The 11600-nt window shown below is 72.1% G+C and carries 11 protein-coding genes; 7 read left to right on the forward strand and 4 right to left on the reverse strand.

Going from position 1 to position 11600, the window contains the following annotated elements:
* Positions 1-10: 10 nt before the first annotated feature.
* From C0216_RS11945 to C0216_RS11965, 5 genes are all read left to right on the forward strand, one after another.
* Complete coding sequence (locus tag C0216_RS11945; protein WP_114055250.1) at positions 11-1210, forward strand: cytochrome P450; 1200 nt, start codon at positions 11-13, stop codon at positions 1208-1210.
* 116 nt (positions 1211-1326) lie between these two features.
* Positions 1327-2817, forward strand: a complete 1491-nt coding sequence (locus tag C0216_RS11950; protein ID WP_246042497.1) for an MFS transporter — start codon at positions 1327-1329, stop codon at positions 2815-2817.
* Between the two features lie 108 nt (positions 2818-2925).
* A complete protein-coding gene (locus C0216_RS11955; protein ID WP_114055251.1) occupies positions 2926-4224 on the forward strand; it encodes an aspartate aminotransferase family protein in 1299 nt (432 codons plus the stop codon).
* A 34-nt stretch (positions 4225-4258) separates the two neighbouring features.
* Positions 4259-4552 (forward strand): DUF1905 domain-containing protein, encoded by a 294-nt coding sequence (locus tag C0216_RS11960; protein ID WP_114055252.1) that lies wholly within the window; start codon positions 4259-4261, stop codon positions 4550-4552.
* Positions 4553-4579: 27 nt separating this feature from the next.
* The gene (locus tag C0216_RS11965) at positions 4580-4951 is read left to right on the forward strand and encodes a VOC family protein (RefSeq protein WP_216827073.1); all 372 of its coding nucleotides are present in this window, start codon (positions 4580-4582) and stop codon (positions 4949-4951) included.
* Positions 4952-5210: 259 nt separating this feature from the next.
* On the opposite strand, the gene C0216_RS11970 is transcribed toward C0216_RS11965, so the two are convergent.
* Together C0216_RS11970 and C0216_RS11975 are read right to left on the reverse strand one after the other, a co-directional pair.
* A complete protein-coding gene (locus tag C0216_RS11970) occupies positions 5211-6074 on the reverse strand; it encodes an alpha/beta fold hydrolase (protein ID WP_114055254.1) in 864 nt (287 codons plus the stop codon).
* A gap of 24 nt (positions 6075-6098) precedes the next feature.
* On the reverse strand, positions 6099-7346 hold the full coding sequence (locus C0216_RS11975; RefSeq protein WP_246042498.1) for a cytochrome P450 family protein: 1248 nt from the start codon (positions 7344-7346) through the stop codon (positions 6099-6101).
* Positions 7347-7549: 203 nt separating this feature from the next.
* Here C0216_RS11975 and C0216_RS11980 point away from each other — a divergent pair, with 203 nt between their 5' ends.
* Positions 7550-8020, forward strand: a complete 471-nt coding sequence (locus C0216_RS11980) for a VOC family protein (RefSeq protein ID WP_114055256.1) — start codon at positions 7550-7552, stop codon at positions 8018-8020.
* 65 nt (positions 8021-8085) lie between these two features.
* On the opposite strand, the gene C0216_RS11985 is transcribed toward C0216_RS11980, so the two are convergent.
* A complete protein-coding gene (locus C0216_RS11985; protein WP_246042499.1) occupies positions 8086-9270 on the reverse strand; it encodes an acyltransferase family protein in 1185 nt (394 codons plus the stop codon).
* A 214-nt stretch (positions 9271-9484) separates the two neighbouring features.
* On the opposite strand from C0216_RS11985, the gene C0216_RS11990 reads away from it, so the two are divergent.
* Positions 9485-10246 (forward strand): SDR family NAD(P)-dependent oxidoreductase, encoded by a 762-nt coding sequence (locus C0216_RS11990; RefSeq protein ID WP_114055258.1) that lies wholly within the window; start codon positions 9485-9487, stop codon positions 10244-10246.
* Between the two features lie 67 nt (positions 10247-10313).
* Here C0216_RS11990 and C0216_RS11995 read toward each other — a convergent pair whose 3' ends face one another.
* A complete protein-coding gene (locus C0216_RS11995; protein WP_114055259.1) occupies positions 10314-11489 on the reverse strand; it encodes an epoxide hydrolase family protein in 1176 nt (391 codons plus the stop codon).
* Positions 11490-11600 lie beyond the last annotated feature (111 nt).

Consider the following 11600-nt stretch of genomic DNA (forward strand, 5'->3'; position numbering starts at 1 on the left):
GGCGAGCCCCATGACCGCGATCCTCGACCTCGATCCGTTCGCCCTCGACGTGCTGGCCGACCCGCACCCGCATGACGCGCGGCTGCGCGACGCCGGGCCGGTCGTCTACCTGCCCGCCCATGGCATCTACGCGATCGCCCGCCACGCCGAGGTGCACGCGGCACTGCGCAACTGGCAGGGCTTCCAGTCCGGGGCCGGGGTGGGCCTCGCCAACTTCCGCAAGGAAGCGCCGCGGCGCCCGCTGAGTGTGGTGGTCGAGGCCGACCCGCCGTACCACGACGCGCCGCGCCGGGTGCTCTCGGCGCTGCTCGGCCCCCGCGCGCAGCGCCGGCTCCGCGAGGGGTGGACCGTGCAGGCGCGGGAGCTGGTGGACCGCGTGGTGTCCGGCGGCGACGGCTCGGTCGTCGAGTTCGACGCGGTGGGCGCGCTCGCGGAGGCGTTCCCGCTGCGGGTGTTCCCGGACGCGCTCGGCATCCCCGACGAGGGCCGGGAGAACCTGCTGCCGTTCAGCGACTTCCTGCTCAACGCCTTCGGGCCGCGGAACGAACTCGTCGCGGCGGGCGCGCCGCGGGCGCGGGCGCTGTCGGACTGGGTGGGGGAGCACAGCGTGCGCGAGGCGCTGGCCGACGACGGGTTCGGGGCGCAGATCTGGGCAGCAGCCGACCGGGGCGAGATCACCCACGGTCAGGCGCCGCACGTGGTCCGGTCGCTGTTCGCGGCCGGGGTCAACACCACCGTGCACGCGCTCGCCGCGGCCCTGCACGCGCTCGCCGCGCACCCCGGGCAGTGGCGCAGGCTGCGTGCCGATCCGGGCCTGGTCCGGGTGGCGTTCGACGAGGCGGTGCGCTGGGCCTCCCCGGTGCAGACGTTCTTCCGCACCACGACCGGGGACGTCCGGGTCGGGGACGCGGTGGTGCCGGACGGTTCGAAGGTGATGCTGTTCCTCGGGGCGGCGAACCGGGATCCGCGGCGGTGGTCGGATCCGGACATGTTCGACGTGCACCGCAATCCCTCCGGGCACGTCGGCTTCGGCTTCGGCATCCACCAGTGCGTGGGCCAGCACATCGCGCGGCTGGAGGCGGAGTGCCTGCTCGGTGCGCTGCTGGAGCGGGTGGAGTCGATGGAGCTCGCCGGGCCGGCCCGGCGCCGCCTCAACAACACGCTCATGGCGTGGGATTCGGTGCCGGTCCGGGCCGTGCTCACTCGTTAGAGCGAACATCCGTCCGAAAACCTGATCCGTGTTGCCCGCCTCGAAGCGTGAGTCTACGATGTGAACATGGCCGATGTGGACAGTGTGAACGTCGAGACGATCAAGGGAGATCCAGCGTGACCACCGTGAATTCAAGTGCGTCCGCGGAAGGCGCCAAAGCCTCGACGGCGGAACCGGACCCGCGGCGGTGGACGGTGCTCGCCCTGCTGTCCGGCCTGCAGTTCATGATCCTCCTGGACATGACCGTGGTGAACGTGGCGTTACCGCGGATCCAGGACGGACTCGGCTTCTCGACCCCCGGGCTCGCCTGGGTCGTCAACGGCTACGTCCTCGCGGCCGGCGGTCTGCTGATGCTCGGCGGCCGGCTCGCCGACTTCTTCGGCCGCCGCCGGCTGCTGCTGATCGGCGTGACCGTCTTCGCCCTGGCCTCGGTGATCTCCGGAGCGGCGACCGCCCCGTGGATGATGGTCGTCGGCCGGTTCGGCCAGGGCGCCGCCGAGGCGCTGGCCGCGCCCGCCTCGCTCGGCCTGATCGCCCTGCTCTTCACCGACCCCAAGGAGCGCACCAAGGCGCTCGGCGTCTGGGGCGGCATCATGGGCCTCGGCGCGACGCTCGGCTCGGTCATCTCCGGCGTCCTGACCGACCTGGCCTCGTGGCGCTGGATCTTCTTCATCAACCTGCCGGTCGCCCTGGTGGTCCTCTTCCTCGTCCCGCGGCTGGTGACGGAGAGCCGGATGGTCCGCGCCAAGGACACCTCGCTCGACGTGCTCGGCGCCGCCACCCTGACCCTCGGCCTCGTCGGCGTGGTCTACGGCCTGCTGCACGCGGCCGACCACCCGTGGGGCTCGGCCGGGGTGCTCGTCCCGCTGATCGCCGGCGCGGTGCTGCTGCTGGTGATGGTCGCGGTCGAACTGCGCGGGAAGAACCCGCTGATCCCGTTGGGCTTCTTCGCCAACCGCACCCGGTCCGTCGTCAACTTCACGACCCTCTTCTACATGTCGGCGTTCATCTCCTACACCTTCATGCTCACCCTGTACGAGCAGCAGGTGCTGGACTACTCCCCGCTGCTCAGCGGGCTCGGCTGGCTGCCGCTCAGCGTCGCCATCGGCGCGGGCATGGCCCTGGGCACCGCGATGATCCCCCGGGCCGGTATCCGCGCCGTGGTCTCCGCCGGATACATCGGCGCCGGCATGGGCCTGTTCCTCACCAGCACGGTCGGCGTGGACAGCTCCTACTGGGGCGGCATCGTGCCGGGCATGGTCGTGTTCGGCCTGTTCGCCGGCGCTGCCATGCCGGCCGCGACCAACGCCGCCCTGCACGGCGTCACCGTCCAGGACTCCAGCCTGGCCTCCGGCGTGCAGAGCACCATGCAGCAGGTCGGCAGTGCGCTCGGCGTCTCCGTGCTGGCGGCGCTCGCCTTCCGGCACGCCGGGGAAGCCGTGGCGGACGGGGCGGCCGCGCCCGTCGCCGCGACCGAGGGCTACGCGCTCGGCTTCCGGATCGGCGGCGCGCTGATGGTGCTCGGCGGAGTCCTGCTGCTGGCCCTGGTCGAGCGGGTCGGCACCGAGCTCCGCGACCCGACCGCCGAGCGGCTCGCGGCCGGCTGACCGGCACCCCGACCGCGCCCGCACACGCACCGCACCCGTACGCCGCAGCCCGCCGGAGAGGCCGACGCCTCCCGGCGGGCTCACCCACCCGATCCGAAAGGCAGACCCATGAGTATCGCGGAGACGAGCCCGGCTGCCGCCACGGGTGGCACGGACGTGCGGGCCGAACTGCTCGCCGCGGACGCCGACTTCCTCTGGCACCCCTGGTCGCCCAGCCGGGTCAACCCGGACACCGTGCTCGCCGTCTCCGGTGACGGCTGCGAGATACGCGACGCCGACGGCAGAACCTACCTCGATGCCAAGTCGTCCGGTCTGAACGCCACCCTGGGCTACGGCAGCCGCCCCGTCATCGACGCCGTGGCCGGACAGCTCGCCCGGCTGATGACATACGACACGGGCGAGGGCGCCAACGAGCCGGCCATCCGGCTGGCCGAGCGGATCGCCGGGCTCACGGGGCCCCGGCTGACGCGTACGTTCTTCTGCAACAGCGGCTCCGAGGCGGCCGAGGCCGCCATCCGCATCGCCCGCTTCTACCACGCCGTACGCGGGGAGCGGCAGCGCGGCCTCGTCGTGTCCTTCGAGAACGCCTACCACGGCGCGACCCTCGGCGCTGCCGCCTCCTCTGCGGGCGCCTCTCCCGTCTCGGCCGAGTTCACCCCGGCGGGCTTCGTCACCCTGCCCGGCCGCACCGACGCGCTGCGGGACTTCCTCGCCGGACAAGGCGACCGGACCGCCGCCGTCCTCCTCGAACCCGTCCAGGCCCGCGGCGCCCACCAGGTGCCCGACGACCGCCTCCGCGAGGTCCGGGAACTCTGCCGCCGGTATGGCGCCCTGCTGATCCTCGACGAGGTCACCACCGGATTCGGCCGCACCGGCCGGATGTTCGGCTACCAGCACGCCGGTGTCGAACCGGACCTGCTGACGACGAGCAAGGGCCTGGCGGCCGGCTACATGTCGCTGGCCGCGGTCACCACCACCGAGCACGTCTTCGACACCTTCGACACCCACCGCAAGCAGGCCGGCTTCGTCCACGGCCACACCCACTCCGGCCACGCCGCCGCCTGCGCCGCCGGCCTCGCCGTGCTCGACGTCATCGAACGCGACGGCCTCGTCGCCAACGCCGCCGCCCGCGGCACGCAGCTGCTCACCGCGCTCGACGGCGTACGCGGCCTGCCCTTCGTACGCGACGTGCGCGGCCGGGGCCTGCTGGCCGCGGTGGAGTTCGACGGCTCGCCGCGGGCCTCCCTGGTGCGCCGCCGGATGAAGGAGGACGGCATCCTCGTCCGCCGCACCGGACCGAACATCGTCATCGCCCCGCCGCTGATCATCGACGCCGGCCGGACCGACCGGATCGCGGAGGCGATCACGGCGGCGGCCGAGGCCGCCGCCGACCTGAAGACCACATGACGCCAGACCCCGAGAGAAACAGGGAGAACACACCATGCCCGCCGCCCCGAGCAACGCCCAGGCCATCGACAAGAAATTCTCCGCCCCGGTCATCAAAGAGAACAACAGCGGCTGGATCTGCGTGATCGTGCCTGAATCCGGGGACTTCTTCGGCACCCGCAAGCCCGTGAAGATCGCCGGAACGGTCGACGGGCACGAATTCCAGGCGACGTTGCTCCCGATGGGCGACGGAACCCACATGCTCCCGCTCAAGGCGGCGCTCCGCAAAACCCTGAAGAAGGACCAGGGCGACAGCGTGGACGTCCACCTGAACCAGCGGCTCTCCTGAGATCAATCCCCTTCGAAAGGCATAGCCATGGTCGACGCACACCCCGAGAACGGCCACCCCGCCGCGCCCGGCTGGTTCGACATCTCCACCCCCGACGCGGCCCGCGCCCGCGACTTCTACCGGCAGCTGTTCGGCTGGCAGGTCAACGCCCTCAACGACACCTACGCCTTCGTCAGCGGCTCCGACGGCGCCCCCGCCGGCGGCATCGGCCAGGCCGGCCCGGAAAGCCCGTACACCGGCATCGTCCCCTTCTTCCCGGTCGACGATGTCACCACCGCGCTCGCCCGGGCCGAGGAGCTGGGCGGCAAGCGGACGATGGAGCCGCAGCACGCCGGCGAGGGCCGGATCGCCGCGTTCACCGACCCGGACGGCAACACCGTCGGCCTGATGAGCCCGTGACCCGCTGAACCGACGCAACGCGTCCGGCAGGAGCGAGGCGGCACCACCGGTCCATGCGGTGGTGCCGCCTTCCGCGTCGTCGCAGCACCCGGGCGAGACCGACCGCACCCCGCCCCGAGCCGCCGCCCACGCAGAACGCTCGGCCGGGAAACCCCGGCCGAGCGCCTGCCCCACCCGCCCGCGCGCCTGACCGGCACGAGCACGGGCGCAACGACCGCCGGAGACGGGCGGGACCGCACCAGGCCCGTCGGCCTCCGCGCTACGGCGCCGCGAAGAACCTCATCAGCAGCGGCGCGCCCGCCTTCTGGTCGAAGAGGTGGTCATACCCCTCCATCGTCAGGAGGGCCGCACCCGGGATCTCCGCCGCGACCCGGGCACAGGCGTCGTGGATCGCCTTCTCGCCCTCGTCGCCGCGCATGACCAGGGTGGGCACCGTGATCTCGTGCAGCTCCTCGTACGGGATCTGCAGATGGTGCTTGTTGATCAGCGCGTCGTAGTACGTCGACGGCACCATCGTCTTGAACGCCGCCCACGCCGGGTGGGTGCGGAAGTAGTCGATGGTGTCGTCCGTGACGAAGCCGACGATGTCCTTCGCGAACAGCGTGACGACCTCCTCGCGGCGGTCCTCGTCGATCAGCCGGCGGAGCGTCGACAGCTGCTCGTCGGTGGTCTCGCTGGACCAGTACGGGGGCTCGTACAGGGCCAGCTTCATCATGGGCACGCCCTGCGCCGCCGCCAGCAGCGCGATCATGCCGCCGGTGCAGTTGGCGAACACATGGCTGGGTTCGCCCACGGCGTCCAGCACCGCGGCCAGGTCCTCGACCTCCCGCTGGATCGTCCACCGGTCCGGGTCGCCGTACGCGCTGTCGCCCCGGCCGCGCCGGTCGTAGGTGTACACGGAGAAGCGCTCGGACATGATCGCGGCGAGCGGGGAGAACATCGCCCGGTCGTTCAGGCCGCCCCCGATGACGACGACCGGCGGGCCCTCGCCCGCCTTCTCGTACGCGATGGACGTGCCGTCCGCGGAGTCCACCCGCCGCAGCTGCCGGGCCGGACCGCCCGCGTAGTCGGTGTCGAGGTCGCCGAGGATTCCGCCCTGCGCCGCCGGTGCTGGCTCAACCATGGTCTTCCTTTCGTTTGGCTCGGCTCAGCCGGCGAGTGCGGGCTTGCCGTGCAGGTAGACCGGAACCTCCGCGTGGCCGTTGACCACGAAGCTGCCCTGGCCGACGAGCTCGCCGCGGTCCACCGCCAGTTCGAGGTCGGGGAACCGGTCGAACAGGGCGGGGATGCCGATCATCCACGCGCTGCGGGCCAGCCGGGCGCCGAGGCAGTAGTGCACGCCGTGGCCGAAGGACAGGTGCGTCTTGTCCTCGCGCAGCGCGTCGAACGCGTCCGCGGTCTCGCCGTGGACCGCGGGGTCGCGTCCCACGCCGGCGAAGTCGATCAGGACGACGTCGCCCTGGGCGAGCTTCACCCCGCCGATCTCCACGTCCCGGGTGACGAAGCGGAACGGCAGGTGCGCCACCGGCGACTCCACCCGCAGGGTCTCCTCGAAGATGTCGTCCCACGGGATCTCGCCGGCCTTGGCCTTCGCCAGCAGGGAGCGGTCGGTCATCAGGGCCACCGACGCGTGCGCCAGCGCGTTCACCAGCGTCTCGGAGCCGGCGCCGAGCAGCAGGTGCAGGGTGCCGATCATCTCGGAGTCGGAGAGCCGGGAGCCGTCCTCGTCCATCGCGGCGATCATCCCGGTGGTCAGGTCGTCGCCCGGGTGCTCGCGCTTGTACTGGACCAGGTTGGAGATCTCCACCTGCCAGTTCTCCAGGTTGGACGAGGCCACCTCGGCGGAGATCCGGGTGTCGATGTTCTTGTGGCCGCCCTCCAGGACCCGGGCCCGGCGGTCCTCCGGAACGCCGAACAGGTCGCACATCAGGCGGGTCGGCAGCTCCATGTGGAAGCGGCCCTTGAGGTCCACGGCCTTGTCCCGGGGGGCCGCCGCGAGGTCGTCGAGGAGCTCCTTGACGGTCGCCTCGATCTTGGGCCGCATGTCGTCGACCCGGCGCTGGGTGAACGCCTTCAGCAGCAGCTTGCGCAGGCGGGCGTGGTCGCCGCCGTCCTGGGTGGCCATGGTGTCCATGGCGGCCCAGGTGATCAGCGGCCAGCCGTTGGATATCTCACCGTTGATGTACGCGGGCCAGTTACGCCGAGGGTTCTTCGAGAACAGCTCCTGGTCGCCCATGATCGTCTTGGCGACCTCGTAGTCGTGCACGGACCAGGCGAGTACGCCGTCCGGGAGTTCGACGCGTGCGATCGGCCCCTGCTCGCGGAGCCGGGCGGTCTCACCGTGGGTGTCGGCACCCTGCGGGTCGAGAACGTAAGGGCATACAGCTTCGGACACGGAACACGACCTCCAGCTGAATGGGACTGGTGACATGGGGCGGACGGATGAGTGGTTGTCACGCTAGCCGCCGGATCCGCTTTCGGACTTCTTCGGAATTGCCGCAGCGGCGGTGGCACCGAACGAACCGGGGCACGCAGGAAGAAGATCGAGCGATGCGGCGCGGGCTATTTTCGAGTTCCCGATGACGTGAGGAGAGACCAGTGGAACCCGACCAGATCTCCATGGAACTCGTCCAGGCTCCCGCCGGCGCGCCCCTGCCGGAGACGCCCCCCGGGCTGGGCGCCGTGCACCACGTCGGCATCACCGTCACCGACCTGGAGCGCAGTGTCCGGTGGTACGCCGAGCACCTCGGCATGGTGCAGTGGATGAAGGAGACCTTTCCGGGTGGGCGGACGGCGGGCATCATGCGGCCCGGCACCCAGATCCACCTCGGGCTGACCCAGCACGACGCCGGCACCGACGAGGCGTTCGCGCCGCACCGGACCGGCCTCGACCACCTCACCTTCGCGGCGTCCACCCGCGAGGAACTCCACGCGTGGCGCGCCCACCTGATGGCCCGCGGGGTCAAGTGCAGCGACGTCCGCGAGTACGCGGCCCCGCTGCCGTTCGCGCTGTTCACCTTCAACGACCCGGACGGCGTGGCACTGGAGATCTTCCACCTCGCCGTCTGACCGGCTTCCGTCCAACCCGTCCGGGCCGGTCCGCCCCGTGGGCGCCACGGGGCGGACCGGCCGCATCAGGCCGGGGCCGCGCGCGGCCCGCTCCTGCTCCGCGCCCAGCGGCGCACCGCGGGCCGCTCCACAGCGGCGTACAGGGCCCAGGCGAGCAGCACGGAGACCACCAGCTGGCCGAGCAGCAGCCCGACCGCCTCCGGGACCGGGAACAGCCGGTCACCCAGCAGGTAGCGGCTGACCGCCAGCACGGGGTAGTGCACCAGGTAGAAGCCGAACGAGATCTTGCCGAGCCATACCGTGAAGCGGTTGCGGAACGGCGTGAACCCGCGCCGGGCGTCGGCCCGGGCAACGGCGGCGATCAGGCAGGCCACCGGGATCAGGAACACGGCCCGCTGTTCGTACAGGAACGGCACCCGCAGCGCGAGCGGGTAGGAGGCCGCGAGCAGCAGGCCCGACCAGACGGCGCCGGGCCCGGACCAGCGGCCCGCGCGGACCGCCAGCGCCAGCAGGATGCCCAGCAGGAAGTCGAAGACGCGGACCGGAGGCAGCACGTACGCGAACCAGTACTGGACCATCGAGGCGTCCTCGTCCGGCACCATCGGCCCGCCGCCCGGGACGAACGCGTACGTGAACCACGGCGTGAGCAGCACCACCGCGACCGTGCCGGCGATCCAGGGCATCAGCCTGCCGGGTTTGATCCGGCGGCACACCGCGATCAGCAGCGGGAAGGCGAGGTAGCAGAACACCTCCACGCCCAGCGACCAACTAGGGGGGTTGACACTGAAGTTGGTGGGGAAGTCCGGCACCCAGCCGTGCACCAGCAGGAGGTTGGCCAGAGCCTGCCCCCGGTCGGTGACCGCGGCCGCGAAGGTGAGCATCGCCAGACCCCACAGGACGGCGTGGCTGGGGTAGATCTTCACCAGGCGGCGGCGCCAGAAGGCCCGCGCCGGGTCGGCGTCCCGCGCCGTCCAGGTCAGGATGAAGCCGCTGAGGACGAAGAAGAACGTGACCCCGAGGCCGCCGGCCGGAGAGGCCAGCCGGTGGAAGGCGTCTTCCGCCGACTCCGACGCGAACAGCCTGATCCATGGCACGGGGAGGGCGGCGTGGAACCAGAAGACCAGCAGGGCGGCGGGGAACCGCAGGCCGGTCAGGGACGGTAATCGGTGCCGGTACTGCACATGGGGGGATGCCTGCGCTGCATCCGACGGCCCCGCGGGGCCCGGCGGACGCCTCTCGTCGAGAGACATGCGAGAACTCTCCTGCAATGCGGGGGAGCGCAGGGGGTGGCATGGGCCCATTCCACCGCTCCCCGCTCCGGCGCCGCATCTCCTGGACTGCTCCCCTACAGCTCCAGCACGCAGTGAGACGCGGGCGGCGCATACCGCGCCGTAGCGTCGGAGCACCGAACGCGCACCGGCCGGCCCGGCCGGCCCGGCCGACCGAATCCCCCCGGGAGTGACCATGTCCGATGCACCACTGGCCGTTGTGACCGGAGCCTCGTCCGGCATCGGCGCGGAGTTCACCCGCGTCCTCGGCAGCCGCGGGTACCGCGTGCTGGCGGTGGCCCGGCGCGCCGACAGGCTGGCCGCGCTGGAAGCCGCGTCCGACGGGCGGGTGATACCCGAGGTCCGCGACCTGACCGCCGACGGGGCCATCGAGGCGGTCGCGGCGCGCGCCGACGAACTCGGCGGGGCCGACCTGCTCGTCTGCAACGCCGGGCGCGGCGTGCACGGGCGGTTCGCCGAGACCGATCGCGACGAGACCGTCGGTGTGCTGCGGCTCAACGTCATGGCGAGCGTCGACCTCGCGGCCCAGGTGGTGCCGCGGATGGTCGGCCGCGGCTCGGGAGGGGTGATCGTCGTGGCGTCGACGCTGGGCTATGTACCCACCCCGTACCTGGCGGCGTACGCGGCCAGCAAGGCGTTCCTGCTGTCCTTCGCCGAGGCGCTCGCGGTCGAGCTGCGGGGGACCGGCGTACGGGCCATGGCGCTGTGCCCCGGGCCCACCGTCACCGAGTTCAGCGATGTCGCCGGACTCGGCGACGCGGTGGAGAGGACCCCGGGCCACACCACCGCCGCCGAGGTGGTCGGCAGCGCGCTGCGGGCCTGGGACGCCGGCCGTACCGTCGTCGTGCCGGGCACGGTCACCCGGCTGATGACGGCGGCGCTGGACCTGCTGCCGCGGCCGGTGGCGGGCCGGGTGATGGAGCGGATCTTCCGCTGAACCGTGCGGGAACCGCAGCGGGGGGCGCCGCGGGTCTCCGCGGCGCCCCCCGGGGCTGGGACTGCGGCTACGGCTGTCGGGCGGCGGCCAGTGCCGTACGGCGGAACGCCCGCACGTCCGCGGTGAACTCCGCGGGCCGCTCCATCGCGGCGAAATGGCCGCCCCGCTCGAACTCGCTCCAGTGCACGATCGACGGGTACCGGCGCTCGGCCAGCCGGCGCACCGGCTGGGCCAGGTCGTTGGGGAACACGGCCACGCCAAGCGGACCGGGCGGGGCCGGCAGCGGCGGCGGGGGAGTGGCCGAGGTCGGCATGAACGCCGCGTTGTCGCAGTACAGATGAGCCGACGAGCCCGCCGTCCCGGTCAGCCAGTACAGCGTGGCGTGTGCGAGCAGCTGGTCGCGGCTGAGCGCGTCCTCCGGGTTCTTCTCCGAGTCGCTCCACTCGTGGAACTTCTCCACGCTCCAGGCGAGCTGGCCGACGGGCGAGTCCGTCATGCCGTATCCCACGGTCTGCGGGCGGGTCGCGAACAGCTTCATGTAGCCGGAGCCCTGATCGCCGAAGTCCGCGAGCCGGTCCAGCCGGGCCAGGTCGGCCGGGGCCAGGTCGTCGAGTTCGCCCGGCTCGCCGGACGGCGGCGCAAACAGGAAGTTGACGTGGGTGCCGATCACATGGTCACTGTCCAGCACGCCGAGCAGCAGCGCCACGGTCGCTCCGAGGTCGCCGCCCTGCGGGAGATAGCGGTCGTAGCCCAGCTCCGCCATCAGCGAGGCCCACATCCGGGCCACCCGGGGCAGCTCCCAGCCGTGCTCGGTGAGCGGGCTGGAGAAGCCGTAGCCGGGAAGGGTGGGCGCCACGACGTGGAAGGCGTCGGCCGGATCGCCGCCGTGCGCCCGGGGGTCGGTCAGGGGGCCGATGACGTCGAGGAACTCCAGGAAGGAGCCCGGCCAGCCGTGGGTCAGCAGCAGGGGCACGGCGTCCGGCTCGGGGGAGCGGGCGTGCAGCACGTGGATGTCGGCGCCGTCGATCCGGGTGTGGAACTGGGGGAAGGCGTTCGCCCGTGCCTCGACGGCCCGCCAGTCGAACTCGTCGCGCCAGTAGGCGGCGAGTTCGCGCAGGTACCCCTGGGGCGCCCCGCGGGTCCACCCGGTGTCCGGGGTCTCCGCCGGCCACCGGGTCCGGGCGAGGCGCTCGCGGAGATCGTCCAGATCGGCCTGGGGTATGTCGATGCGAAACGGGCGCATGGCGAAGTCCTCGCTATCCGGTGGCTCGGTGGTTCGACATCGCGGGGGACGGCAGGTCGGAACCGACCCCGCGGAACCGGCAACCTACCGCCCACCCCTCGCGCCGCCTAC

It is taken from the genome of Streptomyces globosus (assembly GCF_003325375.1).
GTDB classification, from domain to species: domain Bacteria; phylum Actinomycetota; class Actinomycetes; order Streptomycetales; family Streptomycetaceae; genus Streptomyces; species Streptomyces globosus_A.

Bases quoted from the DNA above. Each gene is read 5' to 3' on its own strand.
- C0216_RS11995 (WP_114055259.1), bottom strand. From the start codon at position 11,489: ATGCGCCCGTTTCGCATCGACATACCCCAGGCCGATCTGGACGATCTC.
- C0216_RS11985 (WP_246042499.1), bottom strand. From the start codon at position 9,270: ATGTCTCTCGACGAGAGGCGTCCGCCGGGCCCCGCGGGGCCGTCGGAT.
- C0216_RS11970 (WP_114055254.1), bottom strand. From the start codon at position 6,074: ATGGTTGAGCCAGCACCGGCGGCGCAGGGCGGAATCCTCGGCGACCTC.
- C0216_RS11960 (WP_114055252.1), top strand. From the start codon at position 4,259: ATGCCCGCCGCCCCGAGCAACGCCCAGGCCATCGACAAGAAATTCTCC.
- C0216_RS11955 (WP_114055251.1), top strand. From the start codon at position 2,926: ATGAGTATCGCGGAGACGAGCCCGGCTGCCGCCACGGGTGGCACGGAC.
- C0216_RS11965 (WP_216827073.1), top strand. From the start codon at position 4,580: ATGGTCGACGCACACCCCGAGAACGGCCACCCCGCCGCGCCCGGCTGG.
- C0216_RS11990 (WP_114055258.1), top strand. From the start codon at position 9,485: ATGTCCGATGCACCACTGGCCGTTGTGACCGGAGCCTCGTCCGGCATC.
- C0216_RS11945 (WP_114055250.1), top strand. From the start codon at position 11: ATGACCGCGATCCTCGACCTCGATCCGTTCGCCCTCGACGTGCTGGCC.